This window comes from Thiohalobacter thiocyanaticus (assembly GCF_003932505.1).
GTDB lineage: Bacteria > Pseudomonadota > Gammaproteobacteria > Thiohalobacterales > Thiohalobacteraceae > Thiohalobacter > Thiohalobacter thiocyanaticus.
This window is the reverse complement of record NZ_QZMU01000001.1, coordinates 2123752-2148064: the sequence shown is the minus strand read 5'-3', so window position 1 is coordinate 2148064 and position 24313 is coordinate 2123752. Positions and strand designations below refer to the sequence as shown.

Below are 24313 nucleotides of genomic sequence, written 5' to 3'. Positions count from 1 at the left end.
CCGAATCAAGCATTACGACCTTCATTGCATCAGTCTCCGGGTTGCAGCTTGCGCGCGCTGCCGGCAGGTCCTAATGTTAACGGAACCTGTGGCGAAAACGTCCTCATACTAACCCAGGCAGAGGTAAGCGAACATGGCAACCGAGTTCGATCCCCGCATCGGTGACTGGTACCAGGTGACTGAAACGGGCGATCAGTTCGAGATCGTAGCCGTCGACCCCGACGATCAGACCGTCGAGATCCAGTATTTCGACGGCACGGTCGAGGAGCTGGACATGGACGCCTGGCGGGAACTGCCCATCGTGCCGGGCGAGCCGCCGGAGGACTGGTCGGGGTCGCTGGATATCGACCGTGAGGACTATGGCGTGGACCTGGAGCTGTCCCGCCACGACGGCTGGACCAACCCCCTCGACAGTCTGGAGTGACCCCGACACCCTCCCCGGTCCACCCCTGGGCCGTCAGCCCGGCCCTGGCCCGGCAGATTCAGTCCGAACTGGCGCATGAAGTCATCCGTGAAGACCGTCTCGATCCGGTGCGCCGGGTGGCGGGCGCCGACATCGGCTTCGAGGCCGGTGGCCGCGTGACCCGCGCCGCCGTCGTCGTACTCGATTACCCCGGGCTGGACGTATGCGAGCGTCTGCTGCTCAGGCGCCCGACCCGCTTCCCCTACATCCCCGGCCTGCTGTCCTTTCGCGAGGTACCGGCGCTGCTGGAGGCACTGGACGGGCTGCACACGCCACCCGATCTGATCCTGTGCGACGGCCAGGGCCTGGCGCATCCGCGCCGCTTCGGCCTGGCCTGTCACCTGGGCGTGCTGAGCGGCATACCCACCATCGGCGTGGCCAAGTCACGCCTGATCGGCCGCCACATTGAACCCGGGCCCGCGCGCGGTGACTGGGCTCCGCTGTATGACGGCGACGAGATCATCGGCGCCGCACTGCGCACCCGTGCCCGCACCCGGCCGCTGTTCGTCTCCATCGGCCACCGCATCAGTCTGACCACTGCGATCGGGTATGTCCTGGCCTGCGCCCCCCGCTACCGCCTGCCCGAGACCACGCGCGCGGCGCACCGGCTGGCGTCGGAGGAGAAGGCCGGCGAGGGCGGGATGGGTGGAGCGCAACGCAACCCATCGCGGCGCGGCTGAATGATGGGATGCGGCGCAAATCCTTCCCCCATCCAGCATGCCTCACTCCTCACCCCTCAACAAAATACCACCCGTATTCAGCCCCTTGAGGACAACACCCTTGAAACCGCCCGTCCCCGCCTCAACCTTGATATTGTCAGGCCGCTAAACTCTACGAAGGGCAGATCCGGCCATACCAGGAGGTACATCATGCTGATACTGGACATGCAGGAAGGAACAGAGCTGGAATCCATCGCCGCGGCACGCGAGGCCGAAACGCAGGCGCCGGCATCACAGTGGCCAGCACCGGCGCTGCAGTTGCAGGAACACCTCCGGCCCGTAGCGGAACGCCCCGACCCCGAACTGGTACGCCGCACACTGGAACGCTGGTTGAGCTGAGCACAGGAATTGGATTGAATCCTCCTTCACCCGCCGTCAAGGCGGGTTTTTTTATCGTCTGTCATCGGGTTCCTGTATTTCCAACCAGACAGACCCAGCCGTCGACCACACCCAGACTAACCGGCGTCAGCCGATCCCCCACACAGGGCCCGGCCACGCATTCGCCTGCCTCGATGCTGAACAGGGCAGCATGGGTCGCGCACTGGATATGGCGCTGATCGAGGCTGAGAAACTGATCGGGCATCCAGTCCAGCGGACTACCGGCATGCGGACAGCGATTGACATAGCCGTATACCGCCCCGCCCCGGCGCACCACCAGGATGGACTCGGTCACGCCGTCCAGCTCGACCTCGAAGCCGCGGCTGTCGGGATCTTTCAGCTCCTCGAACCGGCACAGACGGGTCTCAGTCATCGCAATTCACTCCGTGCAGACCCTCGCGGCCGCACTTCGCCCCGGCCACCCGGCAGGCCCGGGTAAGGCTCGCCGACCAGTCCTCGCCGTGCAGCCGGGCGTCGATCACAGCGGCATTGAAGGTATCGCCCGCCCCCAGGGTATCGACCAGCCGCGGCGGGACAAAGGCCGGGCTGTGATGTTCGCCCCCGTCCCGATCCAGGGCCCAGGCACCGGCCTCGCCCCAGGCGCACACGAGGTCCCGCTCCGGCGCCTGCGCGGCGACGCCGCGCAGCAGTGCGGCGGCATCCGCATAGCCCTGCGCCCAGGCGTAATCGCGCGCGAACAACAGCAGATCGGCATGGGGGAACAGCCGCTCGATACCGGGACGTGGCTTCTCGATTTCGATGGACACCGCCAGGTCCGGACGCTGCGTGCGCAGGTGCCTGAGCATGCCTTCGGTCTCCTCCGGGTTGCGACCCTCGAAATGCACCCAGTCGAAGGTCTCGAGGTCGATGCGGCGGAAATGTTCCAGATCGTATTCGGGCAGGTCGCGGTAATGCACAATGCTGCGGCTGCCGGTCGCACGGCTGTGAAGGATATAGGAAGTGGGCATCTTGCCGCGCGCCAGCCGGCGGCAGTGACTGTAATCAATCCGATAGCGGTCGAGTTCAGCGAGAATGGGCGCCGCATCGGGTTCATCCACCAGCACGCCCGCCCAGGCACAGTCATGCCCGAGCTGACTCAGCACCACCAGGGAATTGGTGGCGTTGCCGCCGCGCACCCGGCGCTGGGCCAGCGCTCTCACCTCGCTGTCCTCGGGCGGATAGACGTCAACCTGATTGATGATATCGAGCGTGGCGATGCCGACGGCGAGGATGCGGGCCATGGGCGCGCAGTTTACCCAATAATTGCATAAATTGCGGCTGCAATACCCATAACCGTCATCCCGGCGAATGCCGGGATCCGGATACCGCGCGGTCGCTGGATCTCCGCCTGCGCGGGGATGACGGGAATCAGTGGTAGGTCTGAATGAGGGCCATCCGGCCCGTTTCCAGCAGTGCTGGACCACCGCGCCGGGAACGCTGCGTTTATCCCGGCCTACGGAGCTACGACTCCTCCCGGCGCCGGCGGCCACCGAACAGGCCGGCCACCAGCCCGCCGCGACGGGGTTCGGCCTCGGCAGGGTCCGTGTCGCCCTCCTGCGCGGCCTCCAGCACGATGAGCTGATCGCGCAGGCGCTCGATCTCCTCCCCGGCCGCCTGTCGGTCGGTATCGTACTGTGAACGCAGGGCCGCGAGTTCGGTCTGCAGCCGCGCGAGTTCGCCCTGGTCCGCCGCCGCACCGGCCTGCGCGGCCCGCAGCCGCTCCAGTTCGGCCTGGTACTGACCGGCCTGTTCGCGGGCCTCGTCCAGCAGCAGCTGCAGGCGTTCGACCTCCTCGCCGGGCGCGGTCCGCCCGGCGGCGGACTTGCGCGCCTGCTCCAGTTCCGCCTGCAGCGAGGCCGTGGTCTGCTGCATGGCCTGCAGGTCCTGGGTGGTGACCTCGCGCAGCTGTTCCAGCTCGGTCTGCAGGGCGGCAAGCTGATCGTCGGCGTCGGCCTGCGTCCGTTCCAGCGCTTCCCGGAGCTTGTCGCGCTCGGCTTCCAGGCCGGCCCTGTCCTGTTGCAGCTGTTCGAGCTCGCCGCTGCGCGCTTCCAGCTCCGCCTGCAGCGATTCCACTCGGGACGCCAGTTCCGCCCGTGCCGTCTCGGCCTCGCCATCGCGGCGGGCCTGGTCGGCGCTGGCGGCCTCGAGCTGTTCCCGCACTCCATTCAGTTCCTGCTCCAGCGCGGCATGGCGGGACTCGGCCGCGTCCAGCGCAGCCTGGCGAGCGGACTCGGCCGCTTCCAGTTCCGACTGCAGTTCGGCGACGCGTGCCTCGCGCTCGTCCAGGCTGCTGCGCTGCTGTTCGCGCTCGGTTTCGAGCGCCTGCAGCCGTTGCGTCTGTTCCTGCTGCGTGGATTCGAGCTGTGCACGCTCGGACTCGCGCGCCTCGAGCTGTTCCTGCACCTCGGCAAGCCGGTTTTCCAGCTCGCCGCGGCTGTCGCGCTCGGCACCCAGTTCCTGCTGCAGGCCGTCGCGTTCCGTCTCCAGGGCCTTGAGCGAGGATTGCAGCGCTTCCCGCTGTTCATCCTGCTGCGCGGCCTCGGTGGACTGCGCCTGGCGCAGTGATTCCAGCTGCGCCTGCAGTTCGTCGCGTTCCCCGGTCAGTGTCTGCAACTGTGTTTCCAGCTCAGCAGCGCGATTGCGTTCGGTCTCGAGCGTCTCGCCGGCGTTGCGCGCTTCGGCCTCGTGTTCGGCCAGGCGTGCTTCCAGGGTCCGGGTCTGTTCCTGTTGCTGCTCGAGTTGTGCCTGCAGTCCGTCACGGGCCTCGCGGGCAGTGTCGAGTTCAACCTGAAGGGCCTCCAGCCGCTGCTCCAGCTCCGCCTGGGCACGGGCGCGCCCGGCATCACTGGCCGCGGCCGCATCGCGCTCTTTCTCCAGGGCGCCCAGCTGTTGCTGCAGTTCATCCCGCGCCTGCTCGGCGGCGGCGGCCCGGGTCTCGGTGGTCTGCTGTTGCTCCTGCAGGGCCCGGTACTGCCGGCGCAGCTCGGTGAGCTGGGCGTCGCCGTCCTGCTCCAGGGACTGCACCTGGCGCTCCAGTTCCTGGCGGGCCGTCTGGCTCGCGGCCAGCTCGGAGCGGGCCGTCTCAAGCTGCGTCTGCAGCTGCGTTGCATTATCTGTCTGCGCCTGCAGCTGCGACTGCAGTTCCTCGACCCGGGCCTGCAGCTCGGCGTTGGCCTGCTGCAGCTCGGCCTGCTGCGCCTCCTGATCCTGTCTCCGGGCGCTCAGCTCAGTGCGGGCCTGCTCGAGTTCCTGCTGCAGCTGTTCACGCTGACGGTCGGCTTCCTGCTGCTCGGCCTCGAGTTGCGCCTGGGCGGCGTTGCGGGCCTGCGCCTGTTCCTCCGTCTGCGCGTGCGCGCTGTCGAGTTCGGCCTCCAGCTGCGTGATCCGGGCCCGGGCCTGTTCCAGTTCGTCGCCGGTCTCCGTGCGCTGCGCCTCCAGGGCCTGCTGCAGGCGTTCGATCTCGTCCTGCAGCTGCGCCTGCTGCGTCTCCTGCTGCTGCCTGAGCTGATCGCGTTCCTGCTCGGCGGTCCCGGCCCGAGATTCGGTCTCGGTCAGGCGCTGCTGCAGCGCCTGTTCCTGTGCACGCAGTTGCTGCAGCTGGCTGTCACCATCCTGTTCCAGTTCGGTGATACGGGTGCGGGCCTGCTCGAGCTGGGTTTCCAGGGCGCTCAGCCGCTCCTGCTGCTCGCTGGCCTGCTCCGCCTGCTGCTGCTTGAGCTGATCGCGCTCCTGCTCGGCGGCATCGGCCCGGGACTCGACTGCGGCGAGCTGCTGCTGATGCTCGCTGTCCCGCGCCTGCGCCTGGCTGCGCAGCGCTTCCAGCTCGGACTGCAGCGTGCTCATGGCCTGCCGATCCTGCTCGGCCTGTCCCGCCGTACCCTCGTATTCCTCCAGCCGCCGGGAAAAATCGTTCAGCTGCTCCTCGGCGGCGGCCTGTTCGGCGGCCAGGTTCTGCTGCGCCTCCTTGAGCCGGTTCTGCAGCTCACGGTTCTCCGCCTGCGCCGCCTCCAGTGATTTGCGCAGCTCGCCGCTGTGCTCGCTCAGCTCGTCGAGTTCGGCCTTGAGGCTGTCGATGCGTTCGTTCTGCTCCGAGGCCTGACCGGCCGCCGCATCCTGACCGTCCAGGCGTGCCTGTACGGCCGCCAGCTCCTCGCGCAGGGCGGCGACCTGGGCCTCGGCCTGTTCCCGCGCCTCACCCGCGCTCTGCGCCTGTTCGCGGGCCTGCTGGATCTTCTTCAGCGCATCCTCACGGAACTGCTTGAACCGCGCCAGTTCGCGCTCATAGGTGTTGCGGGCCTGGCCATCCGCCGCTTCGGTCTCCGCCGCCGGTTGCGCTGCGGACGCATCCGTCGGCCTGAGATCGACCACCCCGGCATCGGCCGGTGCCTCCGGTTGCGGCTCCGGCTCCGGTACCGGTTCCGGTTCCGCTGCCTGTGCCGCGGCCGTGACCGCGGTTCCGGTCATGACCTCGGCCGGCACAGTGACCAGGCCATCGTTGAGCACATAGACGTCGAAGCCACGCTGGCTCAGCAGAAAACCGGCGCTGGCGCTGCGGCTGCCGGTATCGCAGCAGACGATGTATTTCTTCTGCGGGTCGAGCTGTCCAAGCTCCAGGCGCAGGGCCGACAGCGGAATATTGCGCGCGTCCGGGACATGGGAGTTGGCGTATTCGCCGGGCAGACGGACATCCAGCCATTCGGCATCGCCCCCTTCGGCCAGGCGGGCGGCCTCGGCGTAGTCGACCTTGTTGACCAGCGGCTCCTCGAGCAGCTCGGTGAAATCCTGCTTGGACAGGCGCATCAGCATGCCGTCGGTGAGCATGGTGATGGTGGCGTTGCGTTTGGCGTTGGAGACCAGCGCGTCCTCGCCGAAGGCGTCGCCGTCGGCCAGTTCGGCCAGCTTGACTGCCTTGGCCTTGGCCGAGGGCTTGCGCGTGACCTCGCAGCGGCCGTTCTTGATGATATAGAAGTAGTCGCCTTCCTGGCCCTGCTCGATGATGGCCTCGCCGGCCTTGACCGGCACCGTCTCCATACGCATCAGCAGGCGCTGGATATTGGACGGCGGCAGCTTGAGAAAGGCCTGTGACTGCAGCAGCCGGGTCATCCAGTCCTCGCCGTCCTCGTCGTCGAGTTCGGCAACCTCGTAGCCGGAGGACTGGTCCCAGGTCAGGAAGATGTCCAGCAGGCTGGAATCGATGTAGGCGATGGTGACCTTGCTGGCCGTGCGCGCCGCGACCTGGCGCGGCTGCTGATTGGCCAGCGGATGCAGGCCCGCGTCGGTGCCGCCGACAACCGAGCCCACCACCTTGCCCTCGGCGAGCAGGTTGACCTCTCCATCCAGGACATACAGGGCGCGGTTGTCGCGGTCCTTCTCCTTGAACAGATAACGACCGGCACCGACCTCTTCGACGACTGTCTTCTGCGCCACCTCGTTGAAGTGCATGGGCGACAGGGCATTGAAGGGTACGAGGGTCTGTAAGGTCTTTTTATCTATGATTTTTTTGGCTGCTCCCATGCAGTCTGAACCGTCCTGTCAGTGACACACCAATCCGCGCCCGCCTCCTGCGGGGAGGCGACATTCCACTCTGGCTATCGGCGCCTGGGGGGTCGATCTTGAGTCCGGTGTCGGGGAGAAATTGTGGCCCGTTTGGCATCCCGGTGGCGCGGGGATGGATCACATCTGCAGGGCTCTGGCTGCCGTGATTTCTTACATGCCGAATGATGCGCTGCGCTGGGATACGTCCGACACGCCTGCGCGTGCGCTGCGCAGGCGCGTGCTGTGGAACACGGGATAACGCGGAAAATACTGCAATAAAAGCCTCAAACCCCTTCCCCTGCAGTTCAATTGTGCTATCTTATCGACGTCACCATTTCCATGCATCCCAATTAACATCGACGATGATGAACAGAGGAGCTTATATTAATGGCCGCAAAGAAGAAGACCGCGAAGAAGAAAGCCGCCGCCAAGGCAGCCACCAAAGCCACCACCAAGTCCGAAACCCTTTCCTATATTGCTGACAAAACCGGCCTGACCAAGAAAGATGTTGGTGCCGTGTTCGACGCCCTCTCGATGCTGATCAAGCGCGACCTGAAGCGCACCGGCCCCGGTTTCTACAATGTTCCCGGCCTGATGAAGATCAAGGTCGTGCGCAAGCCCGCCACCAAGGCGCGCAAGGGCATCAACCCCTTCACCGGTGAAGAGATGGTGTTCAAGGCCAAACCGGCCCGCAATGTGGTGAAGGTCACCCCGCTGAAGAACCTGAAAGACATGGTCTGACCATGAAGGCGGGATTCCGGGCCGCGCGGCCCGGAGCCCCGCGAGCCGTTGCCCGGGTTGCGCGCTGGCGAAACCCGGGCTTCGCTCGGCTCAATCCGGGCCGCCGGCCCTCAATCCCCGATCCCCAGGCGTTCCCGTACCGCGTGCTTTATGCGTATCATCTGTTTGTGCGGTATGTGCAGCAGATCGGTGAGTTTGCGCACCAGGTGCTCCTCGTACTTGTCCAGCACCCCGTCGGCGTAGGCCATTTCCCACAGCATGCCGATGACTTCCTGTTTTTCCTCGAATGACAGCTTGCCATCGATCAGGCGCGTGAACTCGTACAGCGAGGCGGCCTCGCGCACCTCCAGTTCCGCCAGGCTCATCAGCTCGTCCAGCTCCGACTGGCTCAGGTCGAAACGGCTGGCGAGCATGTCCCCGGCCAGCAGCCGTTCCTGATCGGACGCGTCGAAATCGGCCCGGGCCATCTCGATCAGCAGCGCCGCCGTGGCCAGACGGATACCGTGGGCATGGGTATCCGGGGTGCTGTCATCGACCTCGGCCTGGATGATGTCGTTGAAAAAGGACTGGATTCGATCGAGCATGCTGATTTCCTTGAAAGAGTGCCACGGAATATACGGAATGTACGCAACAGCAGGGCAAGGCGGTCAGGGCTCAGCCGGCTGTTCGCGCTTCAGGGACGTCCGATCCGGTAACGGGTACCGCGCGCCTCGATGATCACCCCTTCGGGGGTGATGGCCTCCAGCCGCCCGCCGCTGTCCAGCCGCTCGCCCTCGCGGTAGCGCCTGAGATCGATCAGCACGAAGCGCTGCGCCGGGGCCTCGGCATAGACATGCACGTCCAGCCGCGGCCGGGTCAGGCCGCTTTTCTCGGCCGCGCGCAGTTCCTCCCAGTGCGGCACATCGGCCGCGGCCGGCGCCGCGGGCTCGGAGGCGGTCGTGTCCGCGCCGGTCTCGGGCGAACGCATCCACTGCACACTGCCGCGGACCGGTTGCGGCCGGGATGACGACTCCGATTGCGGTGCTGATGGCGGCTGCGGGGCTGGCTGCGTGACCGGTGCGGCCTGTGTGTCCGCGCTCTCCGTCCCGGTCGCGGCAACGGCCGGCGGTTCCGTCCCGGTGCCGGTTGCCGCGGTCGTCGCAGGCGCGCCGGAATCGGCCGCGGACGTACCCGCGGACAGGCTTGCCGCCGACGCGCCGGCCCCGTCCTGCGTCAGCAGCGGGGACGGCGCCGGACGCAGCATCAGCCACACCAGGATACCGGCATTCAGCAACAGCACTGCGGCCAGTAGCCAGGGCCACCAGCTCCGGGACGGGCGCCCCTGTGCGGGCAGCGCCAGCTCCGGCCTTGGCACCGCGCCCAGCTGGCGTTCCTGTTCGGATTTCTTCAATGCCTCGAGAATATAGGACATGCGGTGATCACCCCTGCCCGGCGGCCCGCAGGCGCGGCGCACGGTTGTCACGGTCGGCATTGTTGAGCTGGATCAGGGTCAGGACGCCGACCACGCCATCCTGCTGCAGGCCCTGCCGGGCCTGGAACTGCTCCACGGCCTGCTGCAGCCCGGCATCGAAGCGATACCGGGCCTCGCCCGTCACCGGCCCCAGGATGCCCTGGTCGACCAGCACCCGGCGCAGCCAGGCCACGTCCTCACTGACATCGCCCTGGCGCAGCAGTTCGCCCGCGATGGGGGAACGCCACAGCAGCACATATTCACCCATCCAGTAACGGTCAAGTGTTGCCAGCGGCAGCTCCAGGCTCTGTCCGTCCAGCTGCAACCGGGCCCGGTCGGCCTCCAGGCCGTCCAGCAGCACCGGCACCCGGCGCCCGTCCCCGGCCAGCAGTTGCAGCACGGCGGGCCGGTCGAGCCGGCGCAGCTGGTTCCAGTTGCCGGTCCGCTGCAGGCATTGCAGGCCCAGGGCCTGCGCCTGCTCACAGGCCGGCTGTCCCGGCATCTGCGCCTCCATGCCCCAGCGCTGGAACAGCCGGTCCCAGGCCGCCGCGGCGGCCGCATCCCCGGCCTTCAGGTGCTGCTCCAGTGCAGCCGCGGGCGTCGCATCCGCCACCGCCCTGGACGCGACGGCGGAAACCGTTTCCACGGTCGATCCGGCCGCCGCTGACGGGTCGCCCCCGGCCGGGGCGACATCCGCGGTCTGCGCTCCCGACTCCGGCCCCAGCCAGGCCAGCGCCGGCAGGGCCTGGCGCTGCAGCGGCTGCCAGGCCAGCCAGGCCAGGGCACCCGCCGCGATCATCACCAGGCCCAGGGCGGCCGCGGCCCGCACCGGCCGGCGCGCCGGGATGCGATCGCGTCCCTGCGGCAATACCTCGCCTGCGGCGCGGCGGACAATGCGGCGGTCGATGTGGCGGCGATCCTCGACATAGCCGCCCAGCAGGGCACGGTCGCAGAGGATATTGATCAGTCGCGGCACCCCGCCGGAGAGGCGCTGCACCTCATCCATCGCCGCCGGGGTGAACAGGTCGATGGGCCCGCCGCACACGCGCAGCCGGTGCTGGATGTAGGCGCGGGTCTCGTCCCGCGTCAGAGGCTCCAGGTGATAGCGGGCGGTGATGCGCTGGGCCAGCTGGCGCAGGTCCTCACGGGCCAGCAGTCCCTTGAGCTCGGGCTGACCGATGAGAATGATCTGCAGCAGTTTCTCGTCGGCGGTCTCCAGGTTGGTCAGCAGCCGCACCTGTTCCAGTACCTCGCGGCTGAGATTCTGCGCCTCGTCGATCAGCAGTACCGTCCTGCGCCCGTCGGCGTGGCTGCGCAGCAGGTGCCGGGTGAGCGCATCGGTCAGGGCCTTGATGCTGGTGGTATTGGCGGGGTAGGCCACGCCGAGTTCATCGCACAGGGTGGCAATCAGCTCGTGCTCGTTGATCCGGGGATTGAGGATCATGGCCACGTCGACATGCGGCGGCACCTGTTCCAGCACCGCCCGGCTCAGGGTGGTCTTGCCCGTGCCCACCTCGCCGGTGAGCTGAACGAAACCGCCACCCTCGCCCAGGCCGAACAGCAGGTGCGCCAGCGCCTCCCGGTGACGCTCGCTCAGGTAGAGAAAGCGCGGATCCGGGGCGATGGAGAAAGGCTTGCTGTCCAGTCCGTAGAATTTCAGATACATCGGGTCTCGACCTGTGAGGCGCGGGACGCGCGCCTGTGCCGTGCCGGCAATGGCGGCCAAAGCATAACAAAGGCGCGCGCCCATGCCATGCTCCGGTTCTGCCGCGAGCGTATCAAGAGGTGGGGAATGGCCGTCAGCCTTTTTTACATTTTATTATCGCACTTTGAGGACGAACCCGGCCAGAATAAAAAATCTGATTTGATTTCATTATGATATAAGATCAGGCACAACAGTTGCTGTGATTTCAACTGACTCCAGCCAGAGCGGATTCTCCCGCCTGATTGCGTCAGGAGGATCGACACATGAACATGCCAGTCAACAAGAATATCCATGGCATTGAGGTGACGGCCAAGCCGGTGTTCAAGGGCGGTATACTGCCCGAGTACTGGGTCGGCACCATCAACAACCACATGCTGCCGCAGACCTTTCCCACGGCCTCGGCGGTGTTCCGCTTTGCCCGGCAGCGACCGGTCGGGTTCTGAACCGGCTAGCCAAGCCGGTCGAGCAGGGTCTGGCGCAGCAGGTTGAGGCGGCCGTGAAAGAAGTGCGAGACCCCCTCCAGGGCCACGATCTCCGGCTGCGGCCGGCAACTGCGGGCCCAGTCCAGTACCTCCTGCGCCGGCACCACCTCGTCCTCCAGACCCTGGATCAGCAGCCAGGGGCATTCCGGCAACGCCATGCCCTCGAATGAGAACACCGACACCGGCGGTGCAACCGTGATCAGCTGCGCCGGGTCGGCCTTGCGCGCCACCGCCAGGGCCACATAGGCACCGAAGGAGAAACCCGCCAGCCACAGCGGCCGGTCCGGCTGCCAGGCCCGCGCCCAGTCGATCACCGCGCGGCAGTCGTCCTGCTCGCCCCGGCCGTGGTCGTATTCGCCGGCACTCTTCTCCACCCCTCGGAAGTTGAACCGCACCGTGGCGATATCGAGCTCGTTCAGGGTCCGGGCGAGATAATGCACCACCTTGTTGTGGAGGGTCCCGCCGTAGAGCGGATGCGGATGGCAGATCACCGCGACGCCGGCGACCGTTTCGGGCCGGGCGGTGAGCGCCTGCAGTTCCCCGGCCGGGCCAGGGAGGGTTTCCCGGGTTTCAGTGACGGGCATCGGCGGACGAACCGTGGGGTAGGAGGTTGCGTGAGTGAAAACAGAACAAGCCCCGGGCGTCAGGCCCGGGGGGGTCGAGGCGGACCGTCGCCTAGAGATCCCTGACCCGCTCCCGCCGCTCCAGCCGCGGTGAATGGATGGACAGGTCCAGGTAATGCCAGCCGTCCAGATCGACGAAGTCACGCTTGCCGTTGGCGTACTCCAGGGCGATCGAACTCAACCGGGATCCGGAATAGACGATGGCCCGGACCTGGACCAGCTGGCCGACGATATTGGTATACCAGTAACCCGGTATGGGTTTGTGTTGAAGCAACATGGCAGTTCACCTGCAGATCGAACCGGGTGTGGGCTAGAGCAAAAGCCGCAAAGCCCGACCCTTTATAATCAATACGTTAGACACCCATTAGCGTGCATAACCTGCAAACCATAGCCCTCATAATTTGCAAAATTCACCAACTTTTAGCGCATATGGTGCAAAAATCGCATCAGAGGTTACTGTAGTGCACACAAAGACACAACATATTGTGTTTCATCTGCAAAAAAAGAATAGCAGGCACACTATATAGAATCCACCCTCTGCAACAAAAAACTTTCACTGATCGGCCCCTAGAGTGATTTAAGGAGAGTATGGATAAAAGGCAGATTTTGAAAAGGCCTAAGAGAGCCAATAATGGGGTTCTTTGAGCCTGGTCATCCAAATCCGGAATGGCCATAATTTTATCAATTGATACAACACATTCGGTTGGCTGCCGTGCGAGCCTCTTCAACTTCAACTAGGGGAAGGTCAAAGGGTGCGATCGCTCGAAGGACCCACCCAGCCCTAAAGACACAAAATGCCCAAAATTGACCCGAAAAGACGAATTACGCTTTCTGCGGATCAGTGCAGGCAGGCAGATTTACAATCGGCTGATGAGGTGGACTGTATCGTTATCAACGGCAGAATCACCCTTGCAAAAGCTTCCAGGCCTGGCTCCAAGGGTGGCAAATTATCGATTCAGGCGCTGTCCGTTTATGAGCACGCCGAAAAAGTATTTCATTCTAAACAGGCCGCAATCGAATGGATGACATCCCCTCAGCGCGGACTTGGTATGCGTATCCCGTCTAATCTACTTAGCACCAGTGAAGATAGACAAAAGGTGCATAATTTATTAGGAAAAATCGAGTACGGGGATGCCACTTAATAGCGACAGGATATTCGTAAGCTTCCCCACCAGGTGAACAGGTATGCGTCTTGTCAGCCTTCACCATCGAATCCGGTAACGTGATTGAGGTACGGGAGAGGTTCATGGACTTCATTTCGATTTCGCTTTTTATTAGTGACGCTCCTCGTTGACTGCCCAAGTCGCTCAAGCGGGGTTGGCTGCGGCGGAGTCAGCAATGGATATAGAAAGTCCCATTTATCCAATGCCCGCAGAACCCGAATCACAACTTCCCAGCCGACATCCTCTCCTCTAAACAGCCGTGTCAGAGTCCGTGTTGGCACTCCACATATATCGGAGAAATTAGCTATTGTATGGTGCTTTTTTACGGCAGAGCGCAAATTCTGGCCAATCAGCGGCATGAGATCGGCCAAAGGCAGGGCACGAAAGTTGGCTTCTAAATCGGCCATATTTGGCGGATATTAACACTACTCATCACTTTAAAGCCATATCTGGCTGAGCGAATCCTATTGCGCCTCCACTGGTCAGGTAGTGCATCTATAAGATGAGGTCTGATCCATAATCAACTAAGCTTACTGGGACATATTCAAAGTCATTCCACAGAAAGGAGTAACAAGCAGACTTCACTATTGATTAACACGAAAATCAGCAGTAGAAATAGATATATCGAATTTCGCCGCATCTTCTATTGCCATAAATGGCTGTGATGACTTACCACTTGCTCTCTGTGCATATAAAAGAGATATCCCCATATTATCGCATCTATGCATGATGCCACGGGTTGTAGTACTCAGTGCCTTAGCGATGTTGATTAGAAATACGTAACGACCTGAAAATCCCGCTAGTGTTTTTTCAGTTACACGCAAATGGACTCCAGACTTAGTCTGATCAAGATATTCATTCTCAACTAACCAGGATATCACCTCTATATCACACCCTAGATACTCTGCCACCTCGGAGGCGAGGCGGCCCTGCATAATATGAGATTTCATTTCCTGGATAACCGATTTAACGGCTTTTCGTTCGAGAATAATATCACCGACTTCGTTACCAACTCTGCCATGCGTAGTGAGTTCATTTGAGAGGATTGCACTAATTACTCTTGCCTTTGATTCAGGGCCTCCGGCCTTGGCCCGCATGGCATCCGTAAGGGTCATGTATTCGCTTTGATCAAAGTCCGAAAACACACAATCGCCCGAGATTTCAATTAATGACGTTTTGAACGCATCAAGATCATACTCATGATACGAGGATACTTTCGTTCCCAGGTATCTCACCCTGAAAGTGCCAGTCTTGCGAAGATTGGCAAGTACCGATACAGGTATACCAACGTATTTTCCTGCTTCACGATCTGAAATGCTTTTACCCTCTGATTTCCTTGTAGGATAGCCATTGGTGAGATCGAACAGCATTCGTTCCCTGTTTCCAGAATGAGTTACAACCGGCTTTATAAGCCCAGCTTTAACCATTTGCTTAACAGTAACTGGGCGTACCCCAATCTTTCCTGCCAACTCATCGATACCGACTATATTCCGATGTGTATCATCCGGATTTATTAAGACTCGCTTGTCCAGAATTCCCCGTTTCCAATGATTGCCACCATACTCAATAAAAGCATTCCGGATGAACTCAATTTCGTCCGAAGGAAGCCCCGACTTGAAGAATGCATGATTAAAGACCTTAAATTGACTAGTAAATGAAGCGTGTTTCTCTTCCGCAGTAAACTTCGCACTATCTCCAGCTTGATCGAGAAATGAATACAGCCCCTGCGGCCAGTCCGCGAGTGCGTTAGCGGTAAGTATTACTGCGGTTGTATCGCTGATATTTGCCTTGCCTTCAGCTTTTTGTGCCACCCGGCCGAATCGATTAATTAAGCCTAGAACTGTTCGAAATTCGACCTTTTCTAGCTCTGCCAATGGGAATTTAGCTTGTTGCAATCTTTCGCTAGCAAGAGGTTGCCCATGAAGCTTCCGGTAAAGCAGTTCTGATAAGGCAACAGTTTCATCTGCCCCCAGGATTCCAGCTGATGATTTCGATAGATTATATCCACACCTGCACTGAAGCATTCTAGGTCGACTGAACGACAGCCTACATCCACATGATGGGCAGCTTGTCAGAGGTATTTCACCGTGATGCGGACACACCACTGCATACCGAAGATCCCAATATGCATCAATATATCCAGACTCAAGTATGCATTTCGCACAAATCTTAGATTTTTTTATACTCAAATCCTGTGCATAAAGTGAATGCCCCAATATCGTAAACTTTTTACCGTATCGACTGCCTTCTGTATTTGTATATGCAAATTGTTCAAGCTCATGCGAATTACAACCATACAGCTTGGCCAACTTATCGACCGGCAGCCTAACGGAACGAGCCTCGTTTTCATTCATTCCTGCGTACCTAAGGATATGCCCAGGGGTATCGTACCTATTCAAATCAGACGTCCTGAGAACAAAACCCAAAAAGCTTTCGCCTTCATAGGGAGCAGGCGTGATCATCAAGGGGACTACATCATCATGCGCAGGATTCATAGATACCATTAACTTGTTACATGCGACATTGTTTTTGGTTTACGCCTACGCTTAGGCTTTTCAGGTGGGAGATCCTGCTCAGCGCCAATCTTCATCACCTCAGTAATCAGCTCTTCTGATGGCAACACCTTGAAGGACCGACTAAACGGCTCCTTTATTTCCGAAGGAAGGTCATAGCTTGCCTGCAATGCTGCTACCGCAAGGTCTTCTAATGAGATTTCCGTACGCCCAGTATCATACGAATTTGCGATAACCTCTTTGAACAGATTAGCTACTCTGCCGATAAGACCCCCTGTCGCACAGTAAACACGAAACGCCATCTCGTACTCAGAGAGGCAAGGAAAAGAATACGATGAAAGTCCCTCTTGCATCGCGTCGAGGATGCTACGAAACTCTACCTGATCATCATGAACCGCCCAATTGAAACGGGGCATAATGGCAGGAGCCTGAAAACGTCGTTCAAGCTGCTCATTTGACTTGATTACATAGCTGAGTCGCGGCAGACCCGCTACAACCAAACTCACACCGGTTTTCTCCACTAGTATTTTCAGCCAGTCCGCGACTTCGTGTTGGATCTTGTGACTTGACTGGTCAACGAAATGTTGGAACTCATCTAGGGCAAGAATCCTTGTTTCTGCACTTCTAAGAAATTTCCTTAAGCGTTTCGTTTTTTGTGCCTCCGTACCTTTATGATACAGATTGTCTCCTATCTCATATAGAAGCTCCTCGACAAGATTCATAACTGTAGGTTTCGATGGAACACTAGCGAGCAGTACAGGTACTTTTCGACCATCTGCGTCGCGATGGGGTGAGTGGATTTTCTTTGAATATTTGAGTATTTTTGATTTACCTGAACCAGATTCACCGATAACCGCTAAGCCACGTGCATCACCCCCTTCTAGCGCCCCCCTATAGCAGCGCTCCATCAGATGCATGGCACGGTCCACATGTGAATGACAAACCATTATTTTATTGATTATATTGGCATTTTGTTCGGTAGTCATAGGTTTCCCCTTTTTTATACTAGTTGTAGTTTGTTAACAGCAACAAGTGCTGCGTGGCGAACTGTTTTCACGCATGATCGATGAATTGGAACACTGGATGTCATCTTGTTCATGGCAAAAACATTAATAACTCGTATACCCGCTCAACACTTCTGGGGTGATATCAATATGATCAACGCCCAGTGCCTGTGTGACGTTTATTTGATCGATATTGACCATCGCGCCCTTCTATAATGTAGATATAAGTTATATATTGACTGGCACGCCTTTATGCAACAGATGAGCCTTGTTCTTCGCCAATAACGCATTCGTCAACTGTCGTCTACGATTATGTTGAGTTTACGCGGCGTATCGCTGCTCTGATGGCTAATCTCCACCGACTTACCAGCTGTTTGCGATTTATGAGTCGCACCCGATGGCACATGCTCTTCTTGCCCCGTTTCTGGTATAGCGAAATCATTGACAGATTCCGACTCGTGATTATTCGAAACTGGACTGTCATCTGAACCAGATTCTGTCTTAACGAATCTGTATGCAGTTGACCGTGTTTTGACCCGTTTACCCATCAAATCCCTCTGTGCCAACTCGCGAATCTCCTCCTTAGCCTGCGCGACCGCCTCGATATCAGCACGATCGAGATACTCCCTTGCATATTTCTTGCAGAGTTTGTGTTGCCACTCGGAAAGCCCAGTTGAGTAATCTTTTCGCAGCGCATCCACGCGTAGAGGCTGGTTTGTTTCTGGATCTATTACGTAGATATGCCCCAAATCGCACGGGTTGTACCTTACGGTAGCCCGAAATGTACTCCCCCACTTCAGCCGCATTTCTGCCAGCTCTTTAGAGTTATAGAATAGTCCAGACATCTCTACACCCTTATGTGTCACGCTTCGATATCGGACACCGCCGATTAATGCGTCAAAGTCATTAGGGTCAGCAGGCAAAGGTACCGGGTAGTCAGCCGCGTGTTCTTTCCACATTGTCGCCGGCCTTTTCAAGAGACTGTCGTGTTCTTCTTGGTGGTAGACATCGGCCACCCACTTATGGACCATTTCCTTAAACGTTGAGAGTGTAACAACAGCATTCTTCGCCGCGTCGTAATCGCCTTTTTCCAGTATGTTGGAGAATGTCGTACCTGGTATACCGTGGGCTGTGTCTCGATTTAGAGTCCCAATGACACGCTCGACGTACGGCTTGAACCATGATTTCTTTCTAGGAACATAAAGGAAGGAAATCCCAAGGCTGCCCCCAAGAGCCTCAAGGTTCGCCGAATGGTTTTCAAGCGCATTGTCAAGGACAATCATGTCCATAACTCCATGCGGCTCCCATTCGTTAATGATGTCTGGATATTTCGACCTGAGGTCGGTCTTTGGGAGGATGGCGTGTTTAAGGCACTGCGCCACCGTATGGTAGCTCGGCGGCTCAAAGCCAATATACAGCCCAAGAATGCTTCGAGTGAATACATCCAATGCAACTGCAACCGTTGGTCTTCCCAGTGGCATGTATGTATTGTCATCCAGGACCATTAAATCGAACTTTGAATGATCCAGTTCAACGCGCTCCAAAGGGCGGGATGTAACGATTTCATGTAATACTGATCTGAATTCCCGGAGTGCCGCTTCGCGACCGTTTCGAGCCACCGATCGGTCGAATGCGGGTATCTCTTCAATCACGGATTTCACTAGTGATTTCGTCGGCAACGGGAGTTGCGTACCGCTCGGACGCAACCGGTTTTCTTTTCTGACCAAATCAATTGCAAGATTTAGGGTATCGGTGATTGTATTTTTTTCACGCTGAAGATAACGATTTTTAACTGCCACACGGATAAAGTCGATAAATTCATTACTGTAGCGACGCTTACGATTTCCTTTCATGCAGTCTTTTGAAAGTAGCGTGCGAATATCACGACCGCCGTCCAGGTATCTTTTGTACCAACGATACACGGTAACCCAATTGGGCTGGACGTTTGGTTTACACAGACTTTCCCATACCGTTTTGATGACGGGCGCCAATGTAGCTTCCGTAAGGCAATCAAGGCGTGCTGCTTCTACTGCTTTTACGTACGCATAACGCACTTTCGCATCGGCTACTCGACGCCGGTTTTTAGCGAGGCGCTTCTTATCACTTTTCGTGAGCTTCACCTCTTTATCTTCCTCGCCACCGTATTCAAGAATATCCAGAGCGGCGAGCTGGCGATCTACTGTAGATGACGACGAAAGGCGAATACCCTCTATACCGACAAATGTGAGCTCACAGCTCACATACTTCCGGTGAAGCTCGTCGATTGGGTATGTAACGTATTGCCCATTGGATTTTTTCTCTAGTTGCCATTCGCGATCTGATACTTGGCGATGCAACTCGTATGTTTCACCATCCAACTGGATCAGTCTTTGGGGTTCTAGATACGCAAGCGCCATATCGACCAACCTATCGCGTCTTCATCGTAATCAATGTTTGGGAATCCCAAGCATTGTGAATGTCAATGTGGACTTTTCCTTCAATATATAGGCGGCATACGTTGGTTATTCCCCGAACACCACCATATGCCTTTATGATCTCGCCCCAAGGCATACCGTCATCCGTTGGAATGAGGCGACGAAACCGCTCTTCCTCTATAAAGGTGACTGGAATGCGACCGTATTTTTGCAGGTACATGGCGTTGCTAATACGGGGTTCAAGATTTATTTCATCCTCGACTAGTAATTCACACCCGTAGCCCTGAAGAGCTAGTACTGACGCGAGATAATCCGTTCGCTCACGAATAAATGGGTCATTGGCGTCAGCCATACTTTTAACTTCCTTAAATACAAACCCCTGCGCGGTCTCTACCAGGAGGTCTGGAACGTGCATCCTACTCTGCCCATTCATTCTGAATCTGAGGGTCGCGGGCTGCTCGCCAAATGTAAATACGCGGGGGGCCACGTCATGGAGGATCGCTGAGAAATATTCTGGCTTCGACTCACAATGGACAGGTCGTCTGAGCTTGATACTGGGATACTTGTAGGTGACATTGGGGTTCGACCTTCTTACCACCTTCCTGGCACGCAAGGCAGGCTGTTCCGGCCATTCAATCCGACACAGCGGTTCACTCGCCAAATCTTCAGATACAAAGCTGTCCATGAGGTCTCCTCCAGTCGATTCGAGACGTGGAACTTTTGGATTCCAGATGTATATGCACTGAGCAATCCCAAATTCATCAGTAATAATGAATACTCTACATAATCCGTGTTTTTTCATCAAATATGTCATATACTCTTTACGTAAATAGTATTCACACGGCAGTAGGAATGGGTTCATACGCCATGGCATTAGATCTGGAAGAGTGGCAGAAAGGAGCGAGCAAGATGCTCAAGGCTGAGCTGCTTGATAATGACTGTAGTTACAAAGAGTTATCGCGGAAGCTGGAGAGAATTGGCGTGAAGTACGATTATCGGGCTCTGGCGAACAGAATTAATCGCGGGACTTTCTCCGCCGCATTCTTGCTACAGTGCTTGGTTGCCCTAGGGGTAAGGAGGCTGGATGTTCCTGAGGCGCTGATCTATCACTTTAAAGAACAGCAGTAACCTGGCAACCTAATATTTTGCAGTTGCTGTAAGCGACAGATGACAAAACGTTAATCCGTAGCTGAATGAAAAACAATTCTATTCTGGATATTGTCATGCTCAGCACCCTGAGCGACATACGTCGGCGATCTGGCACTAGCCGGGAGAAGGGTGCACCTTACAGATCTGTAGTCACCTTTCGGTAGAGTAAGGATGTGACGCGGTGGCCTAAGGTCCGGCCTATCTGTTGCCGCCCCTTTCGTCTGGCGGTGCCTCAATAGCCGAACCATCACTCCGTTTCCACACCCTCCTCATCGAACCGGACATGCAGATTTCCCGCATCCGGCTCTCGGACAAGACCTCATGCCTTCACCCACGACTCGCCGCGCCCAAGTTGGGTCAGGCGCACGAGACCGAAGAACCCGTAGAGGTGCGAGGGGGGGGGAAAGGCCCCGCCCCTGCGTCGCCTGACCCTGTACTTGTTGCGCAGCCACCGGCGTAACCGCATAGCGGTGTAGCTGTCGAGCGCACGATATGCCTGGCTGTGCGTGCCTACACTGAAGTAGTTCGCCCATCCCCGTAGCGTACGATTTAACCGCTTCACCATCTCTGTGGTATCGAGCCACACCAGAGAGAGCGTCGTCATTGCATGTATCCGTTGGACCATGCGCTTGATGCTCTTCTTCGAGGGCCGCATCCCGAGGTAGGCTTTACCCGTCCTCGGTGAATACTGCCGCCCAAACGTGTACCCCAGAAAGTCAAACACCCCGTCCGGGACTGTGCAGACCCGCGTCTTTTCCTCATTCACCGTGAGCTTCAGCCGTTCCATGATCGCGCGCATCCACCGCAGGGCCTCATCGGCCTTGCCGCGTTTGCACAAGACCACAAGGTCATCGGCGTAGATCACGATGCCGACTCCCGAGGCGTTGATCCAACTTGAGCCTCTTCCATGCCAGCACGAACCGGCTCATATACAGATTGGCCAGCAGTGGCGAGATGGGGAGCGCCTTGCGGGATCCCGCGCCGGGTGTCCTTGGCCTCCGTCGTTCTGTGGTTCTGCCCACGCTTGTCGGTCTCTTCGACCGGGCACTCCAGCCATTGCTTGAGCAGATGCAGGACACGTCGATCAACGATACGACGCGCCAGCGATTGCAGCAGCTCTGCATGGGGAATGCTGCCGAAGTAGTCCGACAGGTCGGCGTCCACCACCTCCGGATGCCCTCGGAACATCGCCTCTTGCACCTCGACCACCGCCTGCTGCGCATTGCGCTTCGGGCGGTAGGCGTACATCTCCGGTGGAAGATCCGCTTCGATGATCGGTTCGAGCACCAGCATTGCTGCTGTCATGCAGACCCGGTCCCGTAGCGTCGAGATGCCCAATGGCCGGAGTTTGCCGTTGGCTTTGGGAATGTACACTCGTCTGATGGCCTCCGGACGGTAGCGCTCTTCCCGGAGTTCTTCCGCCAGTTCCGCCAGCCACCGCTCTACCCCGTACGCCTCGACGTCCGCAAAGTCCTGACCGTCTATCCCCGGCGCGCCCCGATTGGAGCGGCACAGCGCATAGGCATGCGCCAGGATGTCTTAGCGGAGCACCTTGTCGTACAGGGCATAGAAGCGATAGCCGACTTCAGCCTTCGCTTTCGCATGCAATGCCCTCTGTAGTTTCTGAACACTAACCGGAGTTGATAGGTTGCCCAATCTCCACGTCCCTCACTACGTCATGCATTCGTCTTGAACCAGGGCCCCTTCCCTCCATCGGCATTACCCGACTTCCTCGGTACTACGAGCCCTTCCGCCAGCCCAAGGCGCCCGGCCTGTCCCTCACGGGCGTCCGGTTGGTCTTCCCGTACCACGCCAAGGGGCTTCCCGTGTTGCGTGCGCTTCCCTTGTGTACATGCTGTCGCCACTACCCCGGCGCAGCGACTGGGGTACTACTTCGCTCGATATTACCCACTCGTATCGGCCTTCCCCGATATGGTCGCCGGGTCGGCCTGTGCAACGTCCTTTTCGAGGCTTGCTCGACGTTCACTCACGTTACGGCCTGCACACTCGCGCTGCCACCGTATGTCGTGGCACGCTTCACCGGAGGCTTCAACCATTTCGTTGCCTCCACAGTTGCTCCGGTTGCTTCCGGCTGGAGTGGTCGCCGGGTGGGACTTTCACCCACGGGGAAAGCGCCGCCTTTGCACGGCGCACACCAGAAACGGACCCTCAAACAGCGCCTGCTACTGGACCTCAAGTGAAATTTGCCATACTTGTTCATGGCTCCTTTATCTTACATGTTGTAATCCTCCTCAAAACCCGGGGCGGTTCAACTCGATGATGTGCAACAGGGTCCGGATCACCCGCTCGGCAGGAAGCGAGAAGTCCACTTCGATTCCGAGCCCCCCTCGCGGTTGAAGTTGTCGAGGACGTTGAACAGGCAGATGACCCGGCCATCCTTCAGGCGGTCGTGCATGAAGTCCATCGCCTGCGGCACGGACAGCACCTCCGGTATTTCCCGCACCAGGCGCTTCTTCGGCTTGATGCGCAGAAACAGAAAACACAGAGCAAATCCCCAGTTACGCTGATTATGAGTCAGCCGGATCAGCCAGTCGGCAATCTCGGCGTTCTCATCGGACGATTTTGGCTGGTAGCGGTAGCATGTCTCGCTGATCCGAAACGCCTGGCTGGCCAGCCGGACACTGAGCCCCTCTGTACTACCACCTGCTTGGCCAACTCCCGGCGGGAGGACGACCGCACGACTTTTTTGTCATCGCCTCTTGGACGATCTCAGTCTTGTGCCGCTCCTCGGCGTACATCTTCTTCAGCCATAGGCTCTTCTCCTCCAGCTCCTTCATATAAGCCATCAGAGATGGCACCCATGCCTCACCCTACTAAATTTATTCGGCGCGTAACCGGACACTAGTGCTGTCACCTTTTTCATTGTGTGCGTTGGTCGAATGTTAGATACCGCACAGACCTCTGATTTATTGTCCGTACCATATTCAAATATAAATTATGGAGGGGTTTCATGAAAGCGCGTTAAATAGATGTCATGTATATGACTATATGTTAGATACCGCACAGACCTCTGATTTATTGTCCGTACCATATTCAAATATAAATTATGGAGGGGTTTCATGAAAGCGCGTTAAATAGATGTCATGTATATGACTATATGTTAGATACCGCACAGACCTCTGATTTATTGTCCGTACCATATTCAATAATTAATTATGGAGGGATTTCATGAAAGGGCGTTAAATAGATGTAATGTATATGACTATACGTCAGGTTCGACTTTAGAAGGGAGAAGAATTATGAAATTCAGTCCAATCAGTCTACCTGTGTTGGCAGCATTAGTGCTGGTGTGTCCAGTCTCTCAGGCGGCAATGATCACAAAGCATGGAACAGATGTCAGCTTTACTTTCGATGATTCGACCCTGTTCGGTGATGGCACCGTTGTCGGAAGCAGTATCTTTTTCACCCCTGAGAATATTCTGGCCGAGTCGTACGATGGCGCAGGAATCGATGCGGCAACCGATACCCTGAATTTAATCGTCGAATCGACTAATTCGGCGTTCATCATGGACACCTTTGGTCTGGAAGAACAAGGCGATTACAGGCTGCGCGGGGCACCATCAGCCGATGTGGATGCAAGCGCCTATTTTAACATCATCAGTCATACAACCATGTGCGGATTATTCGCTTGCTCAAGCGATTCGATCTGGTCAGCCGGACCTTTGGGCGACACCAGTGGTGCCCTGACGAACTGGTCACTGGGTGGTTTGATTGATCTTAACAACACCTCGGACTGGGGTGCTGATACCAAGGTGACCGTGACACTACAGAATAATCTGTTGGCAAGTACGACCACCTCTGGTGACATTGCCTTTATCCAGAAGAAAGAAGGTACGCTCGGGATTATGGTTAACCAGGCGCCGGTGGAGGCGGTGCCGGTGCCGGCGGCAGTCTGGTTATTCGGATCCGGCCTGTTTGGTCTCGTTGGTATTGCACGGCGCAAGGCATGCTAA

The 24313-nt window shown here is 58.3% G+C and carries 22 protein-coding genes and 1 pseudogene; 8 read left to right on the top strand and 15 right to left on the bottom strand.

Going from position 1 to position 24313, the window contains the following annotated elements; translation table 11 throughout:
• The first annotated feature begins 133 nt into the window (after positions 1–133).
• The 3 genes from D6C00_RS10110 (at position 134) to D6C00_RS10100 (ending at position 1521) form a co-directional block, all read left to right on the top strand.
• Positions 134–424, top strand: a complete 291-nt coding sequence (locus D6C00_RS10110) for a DUF6763 family protein (RefSeq protein WP_125181612.1) — start codon at positions 134–136, stop codon at positions 422–424.
• On the top strand, positions 421–1143 hold the full coding sequence (nfi, locus tag D6C00_RS10105) for a deoxyribonuclease V (protein WP_125181611.1): 723 nt from the start codon (positions 421–423) through the stop codon (positions 1141–1143). The genes D6C00_RS10110 and nfi overlap by 4 nt, the downstream gene beginning before the upstream one ends.
• Positions 1144–1332: 189 nt before the next feature.
• Complete coding sequence (locus tag D6C00_RS10100) at positions 1333–1521, top strand: hypothetical protein (RefSeq protein WP_125181610.1); 189 nt, start codon at positions 1333–1335, stop codon at positions 1519–1521.
• 61 nt (positions 1522–1582) lie between these two features.
• On the opposite strand, the gene D6C00_RS10095 is transcribed toward D6C00_RS10100, so the two are convergent.
• The 3 genes from D6C00_RS10095 to D6C00_RS16470 all read right to left on the bottom strand — a co-directional run bounded on the left by D6C00_RS10095 (position 1583) and on the right by D6C00_RS16470 (position 7074).
• Positions 1583–1933: a Rieske (2Fe-2S) protein gene (locus D6C00_RS10095; RefSeq protein ID WP_125181609.1), complete on the bottom strand. Its 351-nt coding sequence runs from the start codon at positions 1931–1933 to the stop codon at positions 1583–1585.
• Entirely contained in the window at positions 1926–2801 is an 876-nt protein-coding gene (locus tag D6C00_RS10090; RefSeq protein ID WP_125181608.1) for a PfkB family carbohydrate kinase, read from the bottom strand. Before D6C00_RS10090 ends, D6C00_RS10095 begins: the two co-directional genes overlap by 8 nt.
• A gap of 220 nt (positions 2802–3021) precedes the next feature.
• Positions 3022–7074 carry a cyclic nucleotide-binding domain-containing protein gene (locus D6C00_RS16470; RefSeq protein WP_125181607.1) on the bottom strand — a complete coding sequence of 1351 codons (4053 nt, stop codon included), beginning with the start codon at positions 7072–7074 and terminating at the stop codon, positions 3022–3024.
• A 408-nt stretch (positions 7075–7482) separates the two neighbouring features.
• On the opposite strand from D6C00_RS16470, the gene D6C00_RS10080 reads away from it, so the two are divergent.
• A complete protein-coding gene (locus tag D6C00_RS10080) occupies positions 7483–7836 on the top strand; it encodes an HU family DNA-binding protein (protein WP_125181606.1) in 354 nt (117 codons plus the stop codon).
• Between the two features lie 110 nt (positions 7837–7946).
• Here D6C00_RS10080 and D6C00_RS10075 read toward each other — a convergent pair whose 3' ends face one another.
• The 3 genes from D6C00_RS10075 to D6C00_RS10065 all read right to left on the bottom strand — a co-directional run bounded on the left by D6C00_RS10075 (position 7947) and on the right by D6C00_RS10065 (position 10952).
• Positions 7947–8420, bottom strand: a complete 474-nt coding sequence (locus D6C00_RS10075) for a tellurite resistance TerB family protein (protein ID WP_125181605.1) — start codon at positions 8418–8420, stop codon at positions 7947–7949.
• Between the two features lie 89 nt (positions 8421–8509).
• Complete coding sequence (locus D6C00_RS10070) at positions 8510–9247, bottom strand: general secretion pathway protein GspB (protein WP_125181604.1); 738 nt, start codon at positions 9245–9247, stop codon at positions 8510–8512.
• A gap of 7 nt (positions 9248–9254) precedes the next feature.
• Positions 9255–10952, bottom strand: a complete 1698-nt coding sequence (locus D6C00_RS10065; protein WP_125181603.1) for an ExeA family protein — start codon at positions 10950–10952, stop codon at positions 9255–9257.
• Positions 10953–11254: 302 nt separating this feature from the next.
• Here D6C00_RS10065 and D6C00_RS10060 point away from each other — a divergent pair, with 302 nt between their 5' ends.
• Positions 11255–11434, top strand: coding sequence for a hypothetical protein (locus D6C00_RS10060; RefSeq protein WP_125181602.1), 180 nt, complete (start codon positions 11255–11257; stop codon positions 11432–11434).
• A gap of 5 nt (positions 11435–11439) precedes the next feature.
• Here D6C00_RS10060 and D6C00_RS10055 read toward each other — a convergent pair whose 3' ends face one another.
• A complete protein-coding gene (locus D6C00_RS10055) occupies positions 11440–12057 on the bottom strand; it encodes an alpha/beta hydrolase (protein ID WP_125181601.1) in 618 nt (205 codons plus the stop codon).
• A gap of 91 nt (positions 12058–12148) precedes the next feature.
• Entirely contained in the window at positions 12149–12373 is a 225-nt protein-coding gene (locus tag D6C00_RS10050) for a hypothetical protein (RefSeq protein ID WP_125181600.1), read from the bottom strand.
• A 517-nt stretch (positions 12374–12890) separates the two neighbouring features.
• Here D6C00_RS10050 and D6C00_RS10045 point away from each other — a divergent pair.
• A complete protein-coding gene (locus tag D6C00_RS10045) occupies positions 12891–13238 on the top strand; it encodes an MbcA/ParS/Xre antitoxin family protein (RefSeq protein ID WP_125181599.1) in 348 nt (115 codons plus the stop codon).
• A gap of 605 nt (positions 13239–13843) precedes the next feature.
• Here D6C00_RS10045 and D6C00_RS10040 read toward each other — a convergent pair.
• From D6C00_RS10040 to D6C00_RS10025, 4 genes are all read right to left on the bottom strand, one after another.
• Positions 13844–15721, bottom strand: coding sequence for a TniQ family protein (locus D6C00_RS10040; protein ID WP_158675386.1), 1878 nt, complete (start codon positions 15719–15721; stop codon positions 13844–13846).
• Between the two features lie 41 nt (positions 15722–15762).
• Positions 15763–16758 (bottom strand): TniB family NTP-binding protein, encoded by a 996-nt coding sequence (locus D6C00_RS10035; RefSeq protein ID WP_125181597.1) that lies wholly within the window; start codon positions 16756–16758, stop codon positions 15763–15765.
• 311 nt (positions 16759–17069) lie between these two features.
• Entirely contained in the window at positions 17070–19172 is a 2103-nt protein-coding gene (locus D6C00_RS10030; protein WP_125181596.1) for a Mu transposase C-terminal domain-containing protein, read from the bottom strand.
• Positions 19173–19182: 10 nt separating this feature from the next.
• On the bottom strand, positions 19183–19875 hold the full coding sequence (locus tag D6C00_RS10025; RefSeq protein ID WP_125181595.1) for a hypothetical protein: 693 nt from the start codon (positions 19873–19875) through the stop codon (positions 19183–19185).
• 182 nt (positions 19876–20057) lie between these two features.
• Here D6C00_RS10025 and D6C00_RS10020 point away from each other — a divergent pair, with 182 nt between their 5' ends.
• On the top strand, positions 20058–20318 hold the full coding sequence (locus tag D6C00_RS10020) for a DUF6471 domain-containing protein (RefSeq protein WP_125181594.1): 261 nt from the start codon (positions 20058–20060) through the stop codon (positions 20316–20318).
• A gap of 340 nt (positions 20319–20658) precedes the next feature.
• On the opposite strand, the gene D6C00_RS15775 is transcribed toward D6C00_RS10020, so the two are convergent.
• From D6C00_RS15775 to D6C00_RS16100, 3 genes and pseudogenes are all read right to left on the bottom strand, one after another.
• Positions 20659–21204, bottom strand: coding sequence for a group II intron maturase-specific domain-containing protein (locus D6C00_RS15775; RefSeq protein ID WP_206609546.1), 546 nt, complete (start codon positions 21202–21204; stop codon positions 20659–20661).
• Positions 21201–21713 (bottom strand): reverse transcriptase domain-containing protein, encoded by a 513-nt coding sequence (locus D6C00_RS15770; protein ID WP_206609545.1) that lies wholly within the window; start codon positions 21711–21713, stop codon positions 21201–21203. Before D6C00_RS15770 ends, D6C00_RS15775 begins: the two co-directional genes overlap by 4 nt.
• Before the next feature lie 899 nt (positions 21714–22612).
• A pseudogene (locus D6C00_RS16100) lies at positions 22613–23152 on the bottom strand (IS3 family transposase); the annotation flags it as partial.
• A 447-nt stretch (positions 23153–23599) separates the two neighbouring features.
• On the opposite strand from D6C00_RS16100, the gene D6C00_RS15765 reads away from it, so the two are divergent.
• Positions 23600–24313 (top strand): VPLPA-CTERM sorting domain-containing protein, encoded by a 714-nt coding sequence (locus tag D6C00_RS15765; protein WP_206609544.1) that lies wholly within the window; start codon positions 23600–23602, stop codon positions 24311–24313.